Origin of the sequence: Streptomyces sp. Tu6071, assembly GCF_000213055.1 — a bacterium.
Taxonomy (GTDB): domain Bacteria; phylum Actinomycetota; class Actinomycetes; order Streptomycetales; family Streptomycetaceae; genus Streptomyces; species Streptomyces evansiae.
The window spans coordinates 2,323,387-2,342,605 of the sequence record NZ_CM001165.1; the positions used below are offsets into that span (position 1 = coordinate 2,323,387).

Genomic DNA, 19,219 nt, shown 5'->3' on the forward strand with positions numbered 1-19,219 from the left:
GGCGCGCGCACTCGCGCGAGCAGTACCGCGCTCTCCCGCCACCCGCCCGCCCTCCGCACGCGTGCGGGCCCGCGCCGGTTCCCCGGGCGGGCCCGCACCGGCGAGCGGGTCAGGCCACCGGCTGGACCGAGTCCAGGTAGGCGGCTGTCTTCTCGGGGTCGTAGAAGAAGTTCTCGAAGTCCGCCGGGTCGTTGAAGCCGTTGGCGAAGCGGTCGGCGACGGGCTGCGACTGGCCTGCCGCGCCTATCAGGTTGAGGACGTGCTCCGGGGGGACGCCGAGCATCGCGTTGGTCCACTTGACGACGTGCTGGGCGGTGTCCCAGTAGCGGTCGAAGGCGGACTGCATCCACGCCTCGTCGAAGGGCCGGTCGCCGTGCTCGACGATCGCGGACAGGTAGCTCGCCGCGCACTTGGACGCCGAGTTCGAACCCTGCCCCGTTATCGGGTCGTTGGCCACGACGACGTCCGCGACGCCGAGCACGGCCCCGCCGCCGGGCAGGCGCCCTATCGGCTTGCGGACGGTGGGCGCGTACCGGCCCGCGAGGGTCCCGTTCGCGTCCGTCAGCTCGACCTTCGTGGCGCGCGCGTACTCCCACGGCACGAACTTCTCCATCAGCTCCAGCGTCAGCGCCAGGTGCTCGGAGGGGTCCTTGACGCCCTTGAAGGCGTCGAGCGGGCCGCCGGGGACGCCCTCCCAGAAGAGGATGTCGGCGCGGCCCGTGTTGGTGAAGGTCGGCATGACGAACAGCTCGCCGACGCCGGGCACGAGGTTGCAGCGCACCGCGTCGAAGTCCGGGTGCTCCGGGCGCGGGCCGAGACCGTGCACGTACGCGACGGCGAGGGCGCGCTGCGGGGCGTCGAAGACGGAGCGCGAGGCGTCCCGCTCGAACATCGAGACCAGCTCGCCCTTGCCCGCCGCGACGAGCACGAGGTCGTACGTGCGCGAGAAGTAGTCGAGGTCCCCGACCGCCGCGCCGTGGATCACGACCTGGCCGCCGCGCTGCGCGAAGGTCTCCATCCAGCCGGCCATCTTCACGCGCTGGTCCACGGACTGCGCGAAGCCGTCGAGCCTGCCCACCCAGTCCACCGCGCGGCTGGAGTCGGGCGCCGCGACGGAGACCCCGAGGCCCGCGATGCGCGGGGCCTGGTTCTCCCAGAAGTTCAGTTCGAGGTCGCGCTCGTGCTGGAGGGCGGTGTGGAACATGCACTGCGTCGACATGACCCGCCCGGAACGGATCTCGTCCGCCGTGCGGTTCGACATGAGGGTGACCTCGTAGCCGTGGGACTGGAGGCCGAGAGCGATCTGGAGACCGGACTGCCCGGCCCCCACGATGAGTACCTTCCGCATGCCTTGCGGTTCTCCTTGCCTGGGCGGGCGTCCGCGGGCCGCGAGGCGGGGCGCCCTGGGTGTACGGGACGTCGTCGCCGGCCCGGTCTCCGTACGGGGCGTCCTACCCCCGTACGGAGACCGTCACGCCGCCTACTCGGGCAGGGCGTCGAGCGCGTGACCGACGAGCGCGAGCAGGGTCTCGACGACCGATATCCTGCGCCGCGCATCCATGATCATCACAGGTACGTGCGCGGGGATCGTCAGCGCCTCCCGCACGTCGTCGGGCTCGAACCGGTCCGAGCCGTCGAAGTGGTTGACGGCGACGACGTACGGGAGCCCGCAGCTCTCGAAGTAGTCGAGCGCCGGGAAACAGTCCCCGAGCCTGCGGGTGTCGGCGAGCACGACGGCGCCGACCGCGCCGCGCACGATGTCGTCCCACATGAACCAGAAACGCTGCTGCCCCGGCGTACCGAAGAGGTAGAGCACGAGGTCGTCGTCGAGCGTGATGCGCCCGAAGTCCATCGCGACCGTCGTCGTCGACTTCTCCGGCGTCGCCGAGAGGTCGTCGGTGTCCTCGCTCGCGCGGGTCATGACGGCCTCGGTCTGGAGCGGCACGATCTCCGAGACGGCGGCGACGAGCGTCGTCTTGCCGACGCCGAAGCCGCCCGCGACCACGATCTTCGTCGAGGCGGGGGCGCGGCTCGTGTCGAGCTGCCAGGGTTTGAGATCCTCCTCGCCGGGCGCGGGCGCCGGGCCGGGCGTGCCCACGTAGGCGGGGCGGCCGAGGAGATCAGAGGCGGCGGAGTCCACTCAGCACCCTTTCCAGCAGTGCGCGGTCGGGCTGGCCGGGCTGCTGCCCGGTGCCGTAGACGCGGATCTTTCCCTGGTCGGCGAGGTCGCTGAGGAGCACGCGGACGACGCCGAGCGGCATGCGCAGCAGCGCCGCGATCTCGGCGACCGTGCGCATCCTGCGGCACAGTTCGACGATCGCGCGCATCTCCGGCATGACCTTGGTGCGCAGGCCGCCGTTGACCAGCTCGGGGCGCTCCGGCGGCGCTTCGAGCGCGGCGACGAAGGTCTCCACGAGCAGCACGTGCCCGAAACGGGTGCGGCCCCCGGTGAGCGAGTAGGGGCGCACGCGCGAGGGTTTGCGGTCGGCTCCCCTGGTCGGGAGCTTCGGACTCTTGGGCTCGCTCACTGACCGGCTCCCTTCGCCGCACTCGCTCCCGGCACCTCGCCGGGAGCCTCGCCCTCCATCGACTGCCGCAGCTCGCTGCGGAGCGCGGGCGTCAGGACGTGTCCGGCGCGGCCCACGAAGAGGGCCATGTGGTAGGCGACGACACTCATGTCGCAGTCGGCGGCGGCGTGCACCCCGAGGAGCGAGCCGTCGCTGATCGCCATGACGAAGAGCGCCCCGTCGGCCATCGCGACCATGGTCTGCTTGACCCCGCCCGCGTCCATGAGCCGCGCCGCGCCGACGCACAGGCTCCCGAGCCCGGAGACGATCGTGGCGAGGTCCGCGCTGGAGCCGCGCGGCCCCTGCGGGCGGTCCGCCTCGGCGGCGGCGCGCTGGTGGGCGGGGTCGGAGGAGAGCAGCAGCAGTCCGTCCGAGGAGACGACAGCGACCGAGAGGAGCCCTGGCACCTCCTCGACGAGATTGGTGAGCAGCCACTGGAGGTTACGGGCCTCTTTGCTGAGGCCGTAACCGGTCCGGTCGCCGCCCGGCGTGGTTGAGTCGTCGGTGCGTGCCGTACCTGCGGTACGGCCGGGCGCAGTCACCTGCGTTCCTCCTCGGCTGAGTCCCCCTCGGCTGATACCTCGCGCGCGTCCGCCGTGGTCGGGGCGGCCGGCGGTCGGGTGCTCCCGGGGCGCGCCGACGCGCTCCCCCGGGCGGGTTCCTCGTCCTCGGTACCGGGAAGGGTCAGGCTCCCGGACTCCTCGGCGAGGGCGGCCTCCACGTCCTTGCGGCCCTGGGTGGCCCCCTGGTGGAAGCCGCCGAGCCTGCGGCGCAGGGCCTCGGCGTCCACGCCAGGGGTGGCCGTGCGGGGTGCGGGGGCGGGCGCTGAGATCTTCGGCGTGCGCTTGGGCAGGCCCTTGTCGGTGACGCGGTCCCAGCTCTCCACCCGCTCCGCCTCTGCGGCCTCCGCCTCGGCGGTGTCCGGGATGCGCGCGTGGGCGTCGGGCCCTATGGCGTAGGGGGAGGCGGGGGACGCGGGGGACGCGGCTGCGGCGGGCGGTTCCTGGGGGGCGGTCAGTTCCTGGGGGGCGACCGGTTCCGCGGGGGCGGGGGCCGCCTCCTCGGGTACGGGGGGCCGCTCGGTGGTGGGGCGGCGCTGCTCCGGTACGGGGGCGGGCGCGTCGTCCCGCGCGGGCGGGGTGCCGTCCGTGCCCGTGGTGCCCTCGCCGCCCGGGGCGGGCGGGAGGTGCAGGATCATCGTGGTCTCGCTCGACGGCTCGACCGTGGGGGCGGGGGCCACACCGGGGCCCGAGGCGGCGGGCTTGGCGGGCGCGGGCCGCTCGGCGGGGACGTCCTCGGCGGGGGTGCTCGCGGCGGGGGCCGCCTCGCCGGCGGGGTTCGCGTCCTCCGTGCCGTGGGCCGCCGCGACGCTCGCCTCGGCCGCCGCGATGAGCGGGTCCGGGCCGGGGGCGGCGGGGGTGACGCGATCCTCGGCGACCGGGTTGCGCTGCTCCGTACCGGCGGCAGGAGCGTCCTGCTCCGTACCGGCGGCAGGAGCGTCCTGACCCGTACCGGCGGCAGGGGCCTCTTCGCCCGTACCGGCGGCGGCTGCCTCCTGGCCCGTACCCGAGGCGGCCGTCCCCGTCCCGCTCGCGGACGGCTCGGCGGCCTCCCTGCCGGGGAGTTCGTTGGAGTTGGCCTCGGCCTCGGAGCCGGGGAGGGCCACCGTGGGGGCCGGGCCCGCGAGGTGGCCTCCGGCGTGGGGGGTGACGACCCCGGCGGCCGGGGTCGCGAGTATCGGCGGCGGCAGGACCACGACGGCGGCGATGCCGCCCTGCTTCTGCTCGCGCAGGCGGACCCTGATGCCGTGCCGCGAGGAGAGGCGCGCGACGACGTAGAGGCCGAGCCCGAGCCCCTCCTGCTCCTCGCCGAGGGTGTCGCCCGGCTGGAAGGAGGTGAGGAGTTCGTTGACCTCGTCGAGGCGCGCGGCGGACATGCCGATGCCCTCGTCCTGCACCGAGAGCATCACCTCGCCGTTCTCCAGGAGCCAGGCCGAGACCTCGACCTGCGCGTCGGGCGGCGAGAACGACGTCGCGTTCTCCAGGAGTTCGGCGACGAGGTGGCTCAGGTCGTCGGCGGAGAAACCCGCGATGTGCGCGTGCGGGGGCAGCGCGGCGATGCGCACGCGCTCGTACCGCTCGATCTCGCTGACCGCCGCGCGCAGCACGTCCACGAGCGGGACCGGGTTCGGGTTCTGCACGCCGTGCTCGGCGCCCGCGAGGACGAGCAGGTTCTCGCTGTGGCGGCGCATGACGGTCGCGAGGTGGTCGAGCTTGAAGAGGGTCGCGAGGCGGTCGGGGTCCTGCTCGCGCTCCTCCAGGTTCTCGATGACGCCGAGCTGGCGCTCGACGAGGCCCAGGGTGCGCAGCGCGAGGTTGACGAAGGTCCCGTTGATCGAGCCCTTCGCGAGGTCCAGTTGCTCCTGGACCCCGGCCAGTTCGGCGCGGAGCCGGTCGCGGTCCGCGGCGACGGACTGCCGCTGCCCGACGAGGTGCTTGCGGTCGCCCTCCAGCGTCCCGAGCCGCTCGTGGAGCGACACGGCGTGCGCGTGCAGGACGTTGACGGAGTGCACGACCTGCGCGAACTCGTCGTTGCGGCCCGTGAAGCGGACCGGCTCCTCGGCCGCCGGGTCATCCGCCTCCGCGAGCCGCTTCGCGCCGAGGCGCAGCGCGGCGAGCGGGCGGGTCAGGGAGCGCGCGGTGGCCATGCCCACACCGGCCGCGGCGAGCAGCAGGACGCCGACGAGGACGACCCGCAGCTCCAGGGACTGCACCTCGTCGTCGCGCAGCGCCTCGGTGCGGTGCGAGCGGTCCACGGCGAGCGCCGCGTCGGCCGAGCGCATCAGCTCGATGCGGGCGCCGAGCGCGGCGGAGACCTTGGACGTCTTGAGGCCGAGGTCGCCGTCGTCGAGCGTCGGCTCGTCGGTGAGCCGCGCGAGGTACTTCTCGGCGTTGTTGACGTCGGCGCCGGTGACGGTGGAGGTGTACGCGGAGAGGTCGGCCTCGCGCGCGGTGGCGCGGAAGGCGGCGAGCGCGGCCTCGGAGCGGATCTGCGCCTCGTGGGCCGCGCGGCTGAGCGCGTCGCGCTGCCGGTCGCCCGCCGGGTCGGACACGGGGACGGTGGTGGCGATCCCCGTCATGGGGTCGACGCGGGTCTCGGTGCCAGTGGGGCGGGGCACGGCGAGCGCCGCGAGGAGCAGCCCCCGTACCGCGCCCGCCTCGGTCACCGCGGTGTCGAGGTCGACGAGCGCGTGCGGGGCCTCGGCGGCGTCCTGCGGGAGCGCGTCGGCGAGCAGGGCGACGCGGGCGTGCAGGTGCTCGATGATCCGGCTGTACGAGGTGTGCGCGGCCAGTGCCGTGCCCTTGCCCGTGAGCGCCTGGCGCCGCACGCCGCTGATCGCGTCGAGCTGGTCGCGCAGCCCCTTCGGGATGTCGGCGGCCTCCAGCTCCTGCACCCCCCGGTCGACGCGGGCGCTGCGCTGCTCGCTGAGCCCGTCGCCGCGCGGGCGGCCGGAGGCGATGTACGAGGTGACCTCGTCGCGCTCGTCGGCGAGGGCCTGGGCGAGCGCGGTGGACTGCTGCGCGACGCCCGCGTCGTCCACGAGCCGCTGCGCCTCGTGCGCCCGGTCGGTGGCGTCGGCGAGGGCCGGGGCACCGGCGCCCGCGACGGCCGCCGCGACCACGGCGACGGCGATCACGAGGCGGGAGCGGACGCGCTTGCGGCGTCCGGCGGGCGGCGCGGGCGGGGGCACCGAGCCCTCGGGCTGCCTCGGGCCGGGGATGCGGAGCGCGGGGGCGGCGGATACTCCCTGGCCGTCCTTTGCGCCGTCCCGGGCCGGCTCGTCCTGGGCGGAGGCCGGCGTGTCCTCACGGGGGCGCGTGGCGTCGCGCCCCGCGACCTGACCGGGGATCGGCTGGTCCCGCGCCGTGGCCACCTCCTCCTCGCTCCGTGCTCCGCCCTTGCCCCGAGGCCGCGTTTTCTGCACCGGTGCTCACATTCCTGACTCGTCCTGCCCCTGCGCCTGGGTGACGGGTTGTCAGCGCAGGCGCCCCCGCGTTGCGTTCGCGACCATTCCAGTGCTTTCGGAAGGCGGTCGCGCGCATCGCCTGCCCCGCCACCCGAAGGAGTGAACCGCCCCGGGGAGTTGGTGGGCAAGTCTCCCATTCCCCGGACGGCCGCGTGCGTGGTGCGCCGGTTGGACGCGCACGACGGGCTTTGGCAAGATACCGCGCCGCAGCCGCCACGGAACTGATCATTCCGCCCCAAATCAGGCGCTGACCAGCCAGAATTCACCCGCGGCGGGGTCTGACGGGGCCTCTGTGAAGGGCTCGTGCAGACTGTCGTGATGCGCGCCGAACTGGTCACCGAGCCCGGCGGGAGCGACCGGGCCGACGAGGACTTCACCTGTGTCTCGCTCCCCGCATCCGGACAGGGCGGTTGCCTCGTCCTTCTTGACGGGGTCACACCACCCGAAGGAGCGACGGGCTGTGCACACAGCGTGCCCTGGTACGTGTCGCGGCTCGGGGGCGCCCTCAACGAACTGTCCGTTTCGCGCCCCGATCTGACGCTCCGCGAGATCCTGGCCCTGTCCATCCGGCGTACGGCGGAACTCCATCGGGCGACCTGTGACCTTTCTCACCCCCGCACCCCGCAGGCCACCGTCGTGCTCGCCCGCTGGGACGGCACCCGGGCCGAACACCTCGTCCTGTCGGACTCGGTGCTGCTGCTGGTGGGGCAGGACGGGGCGGTACGGGCCGTGCTCGACGACCGCCTCGACCACCTGCCGCTCGCCGCGGAGCGGGCGGCCGTGCGGGACGCGGCGGACGGGGAGCGCGCGGCGGCGCGGGCCGCGTACGTGAGCGCGGTGGAGTCCCTGCGCAACGCCGAGGGCGGCTTCTTCACGGCGGCGGCGGACCCGGACGTCGCGGCGCGCGCCGTGACCGGGGAGACCCCCCTGACGGGGCTGCACTGCCTCATCGCCCTGAGCGACGGGGCGACCCGCTGGACCGAGCGCTTCCACCAGGGCGACTGGACCGCCCTCGCGACCCTCCTCCGCAACCGCGGCCCCCGCGCCCTGCTCGCCGAGGTCCGCCGCCTGGAACGCTCCCCGGAGGGTGGCGCGAAGCGCGGCAAGCGGCACGACGACGCGAGCGTGATCCTGGCGGAGGTGGCGGGCGGGGGGAGGTGACGCGGGAGGGGCCGGGCTCACAGCCGGTTCAGGCGGTGGAGGAGGCGGGCCAGTTCCGCGACCTCGCCGGGGGGCCAGCCGGACATCGCCTCGACGTAGCCGGCGCGGCGGCGTTCGCGCACTTGGCGGAAGCGGGCCTCACCCTCGGGGGTGAGACGTACGAGGCTCGCGCGGCCGTCGTCGGGGTCGGGGGCGCGGGTGACGAGGCCGAGGCGTTCGAGGGCGCGGATCTGGCGGCTGACGGTCGCTTTGCCGACGCCGAAGTACAGCGCGAGGTCCGTGGCGCGCTGGGGTCCACCGCCCTCCAGGCGGACCAGGAAGCCGTACGCGGCCGACTCCAGGCCGGGGTGGACCTCGCCCGCGAGTTCGGTCGACGTGGCCCTTGCCCGGCGCAGGAGGAGGCTCAGTTCGCGCTCCAGGGCGAGAAAGGCGTTCTCGGTCATGGCGTCCGTTCCTGGCGGCTGAAAAACAGCCCTCTCTCGGGGGTGAAACCGCAGCGTGCCCAGTATTTCCCAGGACTGGACCAGTGACGGCCAAAAGGTGCCCTACCCCACCCCCGCTCTACTCGCGTAGCTTCCGTTTTTGACATGGCCACGGCGCCCGACCCGGCCGCGGCACATATCGCCAGGTTCCCCACAAGCCGGACTTCTCGGAGGCACGCTATGTCCGTGCATACGATCCGATCATCCCGCCGCTCTCGCTTCAGAGCGGCCGGACCTCTCCTCGCAGCCCTGTCCCTCCTCCTCGCCCTGCCGGTGGCCGCCCAGGCCGCCGACACACCCTCCGTCCCCGAGCGCGGCAGCGCCTACCTCGGCATGGGCGTCGCCGCCCACGACGGGGTCGGCGGTCTCCCCCGCGACACCCGCGCCGCCCAGACCGAGGGCGTCGACGTCGCGAGCTACCAGGGGAACGTCAACTGGAGCGCGCTGTGGAACAGCGGCGTCAAGTGGGCGTACTCGAAGGCCACCGAAGGGACGTACTACACCAACCCCTCCTTCGCCCAGCAGTACAACGGCTCCTACAACGTCGGCATGATCCGGGGCGCGTACCACTTCGCGACCCCCGACACCACGAGCGGCGCCGCGCAGGCCAACTACTTCGTGGACCACGGGGGCGGCTGGTCGAAGGACGGCAAGACCCTGCCCGGTGTCCTCGACATCGAGTGGAACCCGTACGGCGCCCAGTGCTACGGCAAGTCCGCCTCCGCGATGGTCAGCTGGATCAGGGACTTCGCGAACACGTACAAGTCCCGCACCGGGCGCGACGTCGTGATCTACACGGCGACGAGCTGGTGGCAGAGCTGCACGGGCAACTCCGCCGCCTTCGGCTCGACGAACCCGCTCTGGGTGGCCCGCTACGCCTCCTCGGTGGGGGCCCTGCCGGCCGGCTGGGGCTTCTACACGATGTGGCAGTACACCTCGACAGGCCCGACGGTGGGCGACCACAACAAGTTCAACGGCGCCCTGGACCGCGTCCAGGCCCTCGCCAACGGCTGACCCCGCACCCCGGTGGCCGGGACCCGCGCGCCGACGCGGGTCCCGGCCACCGGCCCGTCAGGCGGCCACCGCCTCCCGCTCCCCGGCCCCCGCCGGGGCGAGAGCCAGCTCCAGGACCTGGCGGACGTCCGTGACCGGGTGGACGTCGAGCTTCGCGAGGATCTCGGCGGGGACGTCGTCGAGGTCCGGCTCGTTGCGCTTGGGGATCACGACGGTCGTGATCCCGGCGCGCTGGGCCGCGAGCAGCTTCTGCTTGAGCCCGCCGATCGGCAGCACGCGCCCGGTGAGCGAGACCTCCCCGGTCATCGCGACCTCGGGCCGTACCTGGCGCCCGCTCAGGAGCGAGGCGAGCGCCGTCGTCATCGTGATGCCCGCGCTCGGCCCGTCCTTCGGGACCGCCCCGGCCGGGAAGTGGATGTGCACGCCCCGCTCCTTGAGGTCGCCGACCGGCAGCTCCAGCTCCGCACCGTGCGAGCGCAGGAACGAGAGCGCGATCCGCGCGGACTCCTTCATGACGTCGCCGAGCTGACCGGTCAGCGTGAGCCCCGCGCCGCCCGTCTCCGGGTCGGCGAGCGAGGCCTCCACGTAGAGGACGTCGCCGCCCGCGCCCGTCACCGCGAGCCCGGTCGCGACCCCCGGCACCGCCGTGCGCCGCTCGGCGGGGTCCTGCGCGGCCTCCGGTACGTGGTGGGGCCGCCCGAGCAGCGGGCGCAGCTCCGCCTCCGTCACCGTGAGGGGCAGTTCGCGCTCGCCCAGTTCGTGCTGGGCGGCGAGCTTGCGCAGGAGCCGCGCGAGGGCCCGCTCCAGGTTCCGTACGCCCGCCTCGCGCGTGTACTCGCCCGCGAGCTTGCGCAGCGCGCTCTCCTCCACGGTCAGCTCGTCCTCCGTGAGCCCGGCCCGCTCGCGCTGCCTGGGCAGCAGGTGGTCGCGCGCGATGACGACCTTCTCGTCCTCGGTGTAGCCGTCGAGGCGGACCAGCTCCATGCGGTCGAGGAGGGCCTCGGGGATCGCTTCGAGGACGTTCGCCGTCGCGAGGAAGACGACGTCGCTGAGGTCGAGTTCGACCTCCAGGTAGTGGTCGCGGAAGGTGTGGTTCTGCGCGGGGTCGAGCACTTCGAGGAGGGCCGCCGCCGGGTCGCCCCGGAAATCGGAGCCGACCTTGTCGATCTCGTCGAGCAGGACCACCGGGTTCATCGACCCGGCCTCCTTGATGGCGCGCACGATGCGACCGGCCTGGGCGCCCACGTACGTGCGCCGGTGGCCCCTGATCTCGGCCTCGTCGCGTACGCCGCCGAGCGCGACGCGGACGAAGGAGCGGCCCATCGCGTGCGCGACGCTCTCGCCCAGCGACGTCTTGCCGACCCCGGGAGGCCCGACGAGCGCGAGCACCGCTCCGCCGCGCCGGCCGCCGACGACGCCGAGGCCCCGGTCCGCGCGGCGCTTGCGCACGGCGAGGTACTCGGTGATGCGGTCCTTCACGTCGTCGAGTCCCGCGTGCTCGGCGTCGAGCACCGCGCGGGCGCCGCGGATGTCGTACGCGTCCTCGGAGCGCTCGTTCCACGGGAGGCCGAGAACCGTGTCGAGCCACGTGCGTATCCAGGCGCCCTCGGGGCTCTGGTCGCTCGCGCGCTCCAGCTTCTCGACCTCCTTGAGCGCGGCCTCGCGGACCTTCCCGGGCAGGTCCGCGGCCTCGACGCGGGCCCGGTAGTCGTCGCTCTCGTCCTCGCCGTCCTCGCCGCTCAGCTCGCGCAGCTCCTTGCGGACCGCTTCGAGCTGACGGCGGAGCAGGAACTCGCGCTGCTGCTTGTCCACGCCGTCCTGGACGTCCTTGGCGATCGTCTCGGCGATCTCCTGCTCCGCCAGGTGCTCGCGGAGCTGGAGCGTGGCGAGCTTGAGGCGCGCGACGGGGTCGGCCGTCTCCAGGAGTTCGGTCTTCTGGGCGGTGGTGAGGAACGGCGAGTAGCCGGAGTTGTCGGCGAGCGCGGACACGTCGTCGATCTGCTGGACGCGGTCCACGACCTGCCAGGCGCCGCGCTTCTTGAGCCACTCGGTGGCAAGCGCCTTGTACTCGGTGACGAGTTCGGTCACCGCGCCCGGCAGCGGCTCGGGCACGGTCTCCTCGAGCCGGGTCCCCTCGACCCACAGCGCGGCGCCGGGTCCCGTGGTCCCCGCGCCGATGCGGACGCGGGCGCGGCCCCGGACGAGAGCCCCGGAGTGGCCGTCGGCGAGCCTGCCGACCTGTTCGACGGTGCCGAGCACGCCCGTACCGGCGTAGTCCCCGTCGACGCGCGGCACGAGCAGCACCTCCGGCTTGCCCGCGGAACCACTGGAGCGGGCGGCGGCCTGGGCGGCCTCCACGGCCGCGCGCACCTCGCCGTCCGAGAGGTCGAGCGGCACGACCATGCCGGGCAGGACGACCTCGTCGTCGAGCGGCAGCACGGGCAGGGTGAGCGGTGCGGACGTCAGAGCCATGATCTCCCCTTAGGCAGTCAAGTTGAGCTGTACCGACTCAATGCCTGGCGAGCCGCAGGTGTTCCCACTTCCTTGTTCGCCCACAGCGATCACCTCGGACGACCGGCGGGAGAACGCCTCCGCCGTAGCCAAGCGCCCCCGGCGGTCGGGCTGTTCCCGGCCCGCGGGAAGCCGTCACCCGCGCCCGTACGCGACGCACGCCGTCCGTCACGGCGGCGCGTCCTCGGGCGTGGCTCGGTCGGCCCGTCGGGGACCGCCTCGCGCTCGCCCTCGCGCTCTTCGCCGTGGACAACGTGCTGCACGCCGCGATGGGGGCGCGGCCCGTGCGGGAGCGAATCGGTTTGCCGGGGCGGGGGCCGCCGCCGGAGGATGGCGGGGCGTGATCGATCCAGGAGGTACGTGCGATGAGCACCGCTCTGCCGGACGAGGAGTTCCCCGGCGCCCGCTTCGGCCCCGGCCCCGGCACCCCGCCGGAGGTGCTCGACCGGCGCGAGGGGCCGTACGGCGAGGTGGTGCTGCGGCGGCACGGGGACCTGCTCCAGATCATCGCCAACGGCACGTTCCTCATGGACACTTCGGACGGGCGCTCCGAGCGGCTGCTCGTCGACGCCGCGCTCGGCGCGCTCGACGGGAGGCCCGCGCCCTCGGTGCTCGTCGGCGGGCTCGGGGTCGGCTTCTCGCTCGTGCGCGCGGCGGGGCAGGAGCGCTGGGGGCGGATCGCGGTCGCCGAGCGCGAGGACGCGATCGTGGAGTGGCACCGTACGGGCCCGCTCGGCGCGTACACCGCGCGGGCGCTCGCCGATCCCCGTACCGAGATCCTGCGCACCGACCTCGTCGCGTACCTGCGCGGCCCCGGGGAGCGCTTCGACGCGCTGTGCCTCGACATCGACAACGGGCCCGGCTGGACGGTCGACGCGGGCAACGGCGGGCTGTACGACGCGGCCGGGCTCGCCGCCTGCCGGGAGCGCCTGACGCCCGGCGGGGTGCTCGCCGTGTGGTCGGCGCAACCCTCGCCCGCCTTCGGCGAAGCCCTGCGGAATGCCGGGTTCCAGGGGGTGCGTACCGAAGAAGTCCCTGTTGCCCGGGGCGTTCCGGACGTCGTGCATCTCGCCCTGCGGCCCGCATAGCTAAGCGGCGCCCGGTGCCCGTACGCTCTGACGGACCGCGGACCCCCCACCTCCCGGCCCCCGCGTTGTCGGCCGGGCGCGCGCGTCGGACGGACGTGTTCCCGTGCGTGTTCCCGCGAGTGAGCAGGCTCATGTCTGGGCTCGTGGGCTCGGGGCAGAAGCGGACCGGACGACACACGTACCTTCAGGGCGGGGCGATGGAGCAGACACAGACCTCCCACAGCGGCACGGCACCGGCCGCCGGGGCACAGCGGCGCGTACTCGTCGTCGAGGACGACCCGACGATCGTGGACGCCGTCGCGGCCCGGCTGCGCGCCGAGGGCTTCCTCGTGCAGACCGCGCAGGACGGGCCCTCGGCTGTGGAGACCGCCGAGGCGTGGCAGCCGGACCTCCTGGTCCTCGACGTCATGCTGCCCGGATTCGACGGGCTGGAGGTGTGCCGCCGCGTGCAGGCGCACCGCCCGGTGCCCGTCCTCATGCTCACCGCGCGCGACGACGAGACGGACATGCTCGTCGGGCTCGGCGTGGGCGCGGACGACTACATGACGAAGCCCTTCTCGATGCGCGAGGTCGCGGCGCGCGTGCACGTGCTGCTGCGCCGCGTCGAGCGGGCCGCGCTCGCCGCCTCGACGCCGCGCAGCGGGGTGCTGCGCCTCGGCGAGCTGGAGGTGGACCACGCGCAGCGGCGGGTACGGGTGCGCGGCGAGGACGTGCACCTGACGCCGACGGAGTTCGACCTGCTCGTGTGCCTGGCGGGGACACCGCGCGCGGTGCTCTCGCGCGAGCAGCTCCTCGCCGAGGTCTGGGACTGGGCGGACGCCTCCGGGACCCGTACCGTCGACAGCCACATCAAGGCGCTGCGCCGGAAGATCGGCGCGGAGCGGATCAGGACCGTGCACGGCGTGGGCTACGCGCTGGAGACCCCGGCGCCGTGACGCGGTGCGCGGCCGTGACGCGGTGAACGGGGGCGGGTTCCCTGGACGCGCGAGGGGGAGGAACGTGATGGCGGAGTACCAGGACGGGGCCGGGACGCGGATGCGGCCGTTCCCGATCAAGGCGAAGCTCGGCACGCTCGTCGTGCTCTCGGTCTTCATCACCACCGGGCTGCTGCTCGTGGCACTGCGCACCGACACCGAGCTGAGGTTCATCACGGTCTTCTCGGTCATCGCGACGCTCCTGATCACGCAGTTCGTCGCGCACGGCCTCGCGTCCCCGCTCGCCGAGATGACGACGGTCGCGCGGGCGATCTCGCACGGCGACTACACGCGCCGGGTCTCGGGCGCGGACCGGGGCGACGAGCTGGGCTCGCTCGCCGAGACGATCAACCGCATGGCGGACGACCTGGAGGCGCAGGACCACCACCGCAAGGAGCTGGTGGCGAACGTCTCGCACGAGCTGCGCACCCCGATCGCGGCGCTGCGCGCGGTCCTGGAGAACGTCGTGGACGGCGTCTCGGCCGCCGACCCCGAGACGATGCGCACGGCGCTCAAGCAGACGGAGCGGCTCGGGCGGCTCGTCGAGACGCTGCTCGACCTCTCGCGGCTCGACCACGGCGCGGTGCCGCTGCGCGCGCGGCACTTCGAGGTGTGGCCGTACCTCTCGGGCGTCCTCAAGGAGGCGCAGCTCACCGGGGCGGCCGTCGCGCGCCGCAAGCTCGCCTCCGACTCGGGGAGCCACACGCGCAGCGACGTCGCCCTCGCGCTCGACGTCTCGCCGCCCGAGCTGACGGCGTACGCGGACCCCGAGCGGCTCCACCAGGTCGTGGCCAACCTCATCGACAACGCGGTCAAGCACAGCCCGGCGGCCGGGAAGGTCACGGTGCGGGCGCGCGCCGGGGCGGGACCCGACTCGCTGGAGCTGGAGATCATGGACGAGGGCCCCGGCATCCCGCGCTCCGAGTGGCACCGCGTCTTCGAGCGCTTCAACCGGGGCGCGCTGCCGCACGTGCAGAAGGCGGGCTCGCCGGGCGGTGACGGCGGTACGGGGCTCGGCCTCGCGATCGCGCGCTGGGCGGTGGATCTGCACGGCGGGCGTATCCGGGTGGCCGAATCGGCACGGGGCTGCCGCATGCACGTCACACTTCCGGGGAAGCCGTTGAACGAGCAGTTGACGTAGGCTGCCAGGGGAGCCCGTCCTTCCGTATGTGAACAGGTCAGGGGCCTCGCGCCGGGTCGATCACCCGGTTCCGGGCCCGTGCCGGGGCACGTAGCGGCGCCGGGTTGCCCAGCCCCCGGCGGGAAGGCCCGCCGCCGGCGCGCCAACGAAGTCGCGGGGGCCGGAGGCGCAGGTCAAATCCACGGTTGTTTCCCGCCAATCACCACGGCGAAACACCTTCTTCGATGTGACTTACGCGACGGATGACCGGCCCGGCCTGCATCCGCGGGTCCCGGAGGCGTAGCCTTTATTCCCGCTGTCCATCACCTTGTGAGAAGCGGAAGAGGGCGGTTACCGCCGTGTCGCCACAGTCCCCCAGTAACTCGACGAGCATCTCGACCGAGCCGGTCGGCCAAGGCAAGCAGGGCTCCGACCCTGCCGCTGCCTTCGGCGCGAACGAATGGCTCGTGGACGAGATCTACCAGCAGTACCTCCAGGACCCGAATTCGGTCGATCGTGCCTGGTGGGACTTCTTCGCCGACTACAAGCCGGGCAGTGCCCCGGCGCGTACGAGCACGGACGGCGCCGCGGCGCCCGCGACCCCGGCACCGGCGCCAGCCCCCCAGGCCGCCCCCGCGCCGCAGCAGGCCCCCGCCCCGCAGGCGCAGGCCGCCCCGGCGGCCCCGGCTCCCGCGCAGGCCGCCCCTGCTCCCGCGCAGCCGAAGCCGGCCGCGGCGAAGCCCGCGCCCGCCGCGAAGACCCCGGCGCAGCCGCAGCCCTCCGCGAAGCCGGCCGAGTCCGCCGCGGCGGGCCCCGAGTTCGTGACGCTGCGCGGCCCCTCCGCCGCCGTGGCGAAGAACATGAACGCCTCGCTGGAGCTGCCGACCGCCACCTCGGTGCGCGCGGTGCCCGTGAAGCTGCTCTTCGACAACCGCATCGTGATCAACAACCACCTCAAGCGGGCCCGGGGCGGGAAGATCTCCTTCACGCACCTCATCGGCTACGCGATGGTGCAGGCGATCAAGGCGATGCCGTCGATGAACAACTCGTTCACGACGAAGGACGGCAAGCCCACCCTCGTCAAGCCCGAGCACGTCAACCTCGGTCTCGCCATCGACCTGGTCAAGCCGAACGGCGACCGGCAGCTCGTGGTCGCGGCGATCAAGAAGGCCGAGCAGCTCAACTTCTTCGAGTTCTGGCAGGCGTACGAGGACATCGTCCGCCGCGCCCGGGACAACAAGCTGACGATGGACGACTTCTCCGGCGTCACCGTCTCGCTCACCAACCCCGGCGGCATCGGCACCGTCCACTCGGTGCCGCGCCTCATGCCCGGCCAGGCGGTGATCATGGGCGTCGGCGCCATGGAGTACCCGGCCGAGTTCCAGGGCACCTCGCAGGACACCCTGAACAAGCTGGGCATCTCCAAGGTGATGACCCTCACCTCGACGTACGACCACCGCGTCATCCAGGGCGCGGCCTCGGGCGAGTTCCTGCGCATCGTCGCGAACCTGCTGCTCGGCGAGAACGACTTCTACGACGAGGTCTTCAAGGCGCTGCGCATCCCGTACGAGCCGATCCGCTGGAACCGCGACATCGACGCCTCGCACGACGACGACGTCACCAAGGCCGCCCGCGTCTTCGAGCTGATCCACTCCTACCGGGTCCGCGGCCACGTCATGGCCGACACCGACCCGCTGGAGTACCACCAGCGCAAGCACCCCGACCTCGACATCACCGAGCACGGGCTGACGCTGTGGGACCTGGAGCGCGAGTTCGCCGTCGGCGGCTTCGCGGGCAAGACGATGATGCGGCTGCGCGACGTCCTGGGCGTCCTGCGCGACTCGTACTGCCGCACCATCGGCATCGAGTTCATGCACATCCAGGACCCGAAGCAGCGCAACTGGATCCAGGACCGCGTCGAGCGCGGTGCCACGACCGCCAAGCCCGAGCGCGAGGAGCAGCTCCGCATCCTGCGCCGCCTCAACGCGGCCGAGGCGTTCGAGACCTTCCTGCAGACCAAGTACGTCGGCCAGAAGCGCTTCTCGCTCGAAGGCGGCGAGTCCGTCATCCCGCTGCTCGACGCCGTGCTCGACGCCGCCGCCGAGTCGCGGCTCGACGAGGTCGTCATCGGCATGGCCCACCGCGGTCGCCTCAACGTCCTCGCCAACATCGTCGGCAAGTCGTACGCGCAGATCTTCCGCGAGTTCGAGGGCAACCTCGACCCGAAGTCGATGCACGGCTCGGGCGACGTCAAGTACCACCTGGGCGCCGAGGGCACCTTCACGGGCCTGGACGGCGAGCAGATCAAGGTCAACCTCGCCGCGAACCCCTCGCACCTGGAGACCGTCGACCCGGTCATCGAGGGCATCGCGCGCGCCAAGCAGGACATCATCAACAAGGGCGGCACCGACTTCACCGTGCTCCCCGTCGCGCTCCACGGCGACGCGGCCTTCGCGGGCCAGGGCGTCGTCGCCGAGACGCTCAACATGTCGCAGCTGCGCGGCTACCGCACCGGCGGCACCGTGCACGTCGTCATCAACAACCAGGTGGGCTTCACCGCTCCCCCGGAGTCCGCGCGCTCCTCGATGTACGCCACCGACGTGGCCCGCATGATCGAGGCGCCGGTCTTCCACGTGAACGGCGACGACCCCGAGGCCGTCGTCCGCGTCGCGCGGCTCGCCTTCGAGTTCCGTCAGGCGTTCAACAAGGACGTCGTGATCGACCTCATCTGCTACCGCCGCCGCGGCCACAACGAGTCGGACAACCCCGGCTTCACGCAGCCGCTCATGTACGACCTCATCGACAAGAAGCGCTCGGTGCGCAAGCTGTACACCGAGTCCCTCATCGGCCGGGGCGACATCACGCTGGAAGAGGCGGAGCAGGCGCTCCAGGACTTCCAGGGCCAGCTGGAGAAGGTCTTCACGGAGGTCCGCGAGGCCACCACGACACCCGGCGAGACCGAGGTCGCGCAGCCGCAGGCCGAGTTCCCGGTCAACGTGGACACCGCGATCTCCACCGAGGTCGTCAAGCGCATCGCCGACTCGCAGGTCAACATGCCCGAGCGGGTCACCGTGCACCCCCGGCTGCTCCCGCAGCTCCAGCGGCGCGCGGCCCAGATCGAGGAAGGCGCCATCGACTGGGGCACCGGCGAGATGCTCGCCTTCGGCTCCCTGCTCATGGAGGGCACCCCGGTCCGCCTCGCGGGCCAGGACTCGCGCCGCGGCACCTTCGGCCAGCGGCACGCCGTCCTCGTCGACCGCGTCACGGGCGAGGACTACACCCCGCTCCAGTACCTCTCCGAGGACCAGGCGCGCTTCAACGTCTACGACTCGCTCCTGAGCGAGTACGCGGCGATGGGCTTCGAGTACGGCTACTCGCTCGCCCGCCCCGAGGCGCTCGTGCTGTGGGAGGCGCAGTTCGGCGACTTCATCAACGGCGCGCAGACGATCATCGACGAGTACATCTCCGCGGCCGAGCAGAAGTGGGGCCAGACCTCCGGCGTCACGCTGCTCCTGCCGCACGGCTACGAGGGCCAGGGCCCGGACCACTCCTCGGCCCGCATCGAGCGCTTCCTCCAGCTGTGCGCGCAGAAGAGCATGACGGTCGCGATGCCGACGCTCCCGTCGAACTACTTCCACCTGCTGCGCTGGCAGGTCCACAACCCGCACCACAAGCCGCTCGTCGTCTTCACGCCGAAGTCGATGCTGCGCCTGAAGGCGGCGACCTCGAAGGCCGAGGAGTTCACCTCGGGCCAGTTCCGGCCCGTCATCGGCGACTCGACGGTGGACGCGGCGAAGGTCCGCAAGATCGTCCTGTGCTCCGGGAAGGTCTACTACGACCTGGAGGCCGAGCGGACCAAGCGGGGCGCGGACGACACCGCGATCATCCGCCTGGAGCGGCTCTACCCGCTGCCCGGCGCGGAGATCCAGGCCGAGTTCGCGAAGTACCCGAACGCGGAGAAGTTCCTCTGGGCCCAGGAGGAGCCGGCGAACCAGGGCGCCTGGCCCTTCATCGCGCTCAACCTGATCGACCACATCGACCTCTCGGTCGGCGCGGCGATCCCCCACGGCCAGCGACTGCGCCGCATCTCCCGCCCGCACTCCTCCTCCCCGGCGGTGGGCTCGGCGAAGCGGCACCAGCAGGAGCAGGCACAGCTCGTGGCGGAGGTCTTCGACGCCTGAGGCGCCGAGCCACGCCGACAGCCGACGCCTGAACGGGGAAGGCCCCGCCCCCACCGGAAACGGTGGGGGCGGGGCCTTCTGGCGTCTCAGCGGG

The 19,219-nt window shown here is 73.0% G+C and carries 13 protein-coding genes; 6 read left to right on the plus strand and 7 right to left on the minus strand.

Annotation, left to right across the window (positions count from 1 at the left end):
* Positions 1-109: 109 nt before the first annotated feature.
* The 5 genes from STTU_RS09395 to STTU_RS35855 form a co-directional block, all read right to left on the minus strand.
* A complete protein-coding gene (locus tag STTU_RS09395; RefSeq protein WP_007822119.1) occupies positions 110-1,348 on the minus strand; it encodes a styrene monooxygenase/indole monooxygenase family protein in 1,239 nt (412 codons plus the stop codon).
* Positions 1,349-1,480: 132 nt separating this feature from the next.
* A complete protein-coding gene (locus STTU_RS09400; protein WP_373564200.1) occupies positions 1,481-2,140 on the minus strand; it encodes a GTP-binding protein in 660 nt (219 codons plus the stop codon).
* Positions 2,121-2,528 (minus strand): DUF742 domain-containing protein, encoded by a 408-nt coding sequence (locus tag STTU_RS09405; protein ID WP_009068683.1) that lies wholly within the window; start codon positions 2,526-2,528, stop codon positions 2,121-2,123. The genes STTU_RS09400 and STTU_RS09405 overlap by 20 nt, the downstream gene beginning before the upstream one ends.
* Positions 2,525-3,109: a roadblock/LC7 domain-containing protein gene (locus STTU_RS09410; protein ID WP_009068682.1), complete on the minus strand. Its 585-nt coding sequence runs from the start codon at positions 3,107-3,109 to the stop codon at positions 2,525-2,527. The genes STTU_RS09405 and STTU_RS09410 overlap by 4 nt, the downstream gene beginning before the upstream one ends.
* The gene (locus STTU_RS35855) at positions 3,106-6,501 is read right to left on the minus strand and encodes a nitrate- and nitrite sensing domain-containing protein (protein ID WP_063894606.1); all 3,396 of its coding nucleotides are present in this window, start codon (positions 6,499-6,501) and stop codon (positions 3,106-3,108) included. The genes STTU_RS09410 and STTU_RS35855 overlap by 4 nt, the downstream gene beginning before the upstream one ends.
* Positions 6,502-6,912: 411 nt before the next feature.
* Between STTU_RS35855 and STTU_RS09420 the strand changes: the two genes are divergently transcribed.
* On the plus strand, positions 6,913-7,755 hold the full coding sequence (locus STTU_RS09420; RefSeq protein WP_007822128.1) for a hypothetical protein: 843 nt from the start codon (positions 6,913-6,915) through the stop codon (positions 7,753-7,755).
* Positions 7,756-7,772: 17 nt separating this feature from the next.
* Here STTU_RS09420 and STTU_RS09425 read toward each other — a convergent pair whose 3' ends face one another.
* Entirely contained in the window at positions 7,773-8,198 is a 426-nt protein-coding gene (locus tag STTU_RS09425) for a MarR family winged helix-turn-helix transcriptional regulator (protein WP_007822129.1), read from the minus strand.
* Positions 8,199-8,417: 219 nt separating this feature from the next.
* Here STTU_RS09425 and STTU_RS09430 point away from each other — a divergent pair, with 219 nt between their 5' ends.
* Entirely contained in the window at positions 8,418-9,251 is an 834-nt protein-coding gene (locus STTU_RS09430; protein WP_029397284.1) for a lysozyme, read from the plus strand.
* A gap of 57 nt (positions 9,252-9,308) precedes the next feature.
* Here the strand turns inward: STTU_RS09430 and lon are convergent, their stop codons facing one another.
* On the minus strand, positions 9,309-11,723 hold the full coding sequence (gene lon / locus STTU_RS09435) for an endopeptidase La (protein ID WP_007822131.1): 2,415 nt from the start codon (positions 11,721-11,723) through the stop codon (positions 9,309-9,311).
* A gap of 404 nt (positions 11,724-12,127) precedes the next feature.
* On the opposite strand from lon, the gene STTU_RS09440 reads away from it, so the two are divergent.
* From STTU_RS09440 to STTU_RS09455, 4 genes are all read left to right on the plus strand, one after another.
* Positions 12,128-12,850, plus strand: coding sequence for a spermidine synthase (locus STTU_RS09440; RefSeq protein ID WP_007822137.1), 723 nt, complete (start codon positions 12,128-12,130; stop codon positions 12,848-12,850).
* A gap of 197 nt (positions 12,851-13,047) precedes the next feature.
* Positions 13,048-13,785 carry a response regulator transcription factor gene (locus tag STTU_RS09445; RefSeq protein ID WP_010286522.1) on the plus strand — a complete coding sequence of 246 codons (738 nt, stop codon included), beginning with the start codon at positions 13,048-13,050 and terminating at the stop codon, positions 13,783-13,785.
* Between the two features lie 67 nt (positions 13,786-13,852).
* Positions 13,853-14,965 (plus strand): HAMP domain-containing sensor histidine kinase, encoded by a 1,113-nt coding sequence (locus STTU_RS09450; RefSeq protein ID WP_009068675.1) that lies wholly within the window; start codon positions 13,853-13,855, stop codon positions 14,963-14,965.
* A gap of 338 nt (positions 14,966-15,303) precedes the next feature.
* The gene (locus tag STTU_RS09455) at positions 15,304-19,125 is read left to right on the plus strand and encodes a multifunctional oxoglutarate decarboxylase/oxoglutarate dehydrogenase thiamine pyrophosphate-binding subunit/dihydrolipoyllysine-residue succinyltransferase subunit (protein ID WP_007822143.1); all 3,822 of its coding nucleotides are present in this window, start codon (positions 15,304-15,306) and stop codon (positions 19,123-19,125) included.
* Positions 19,126-19,219 lie beyond the last annotated feature (94 nt).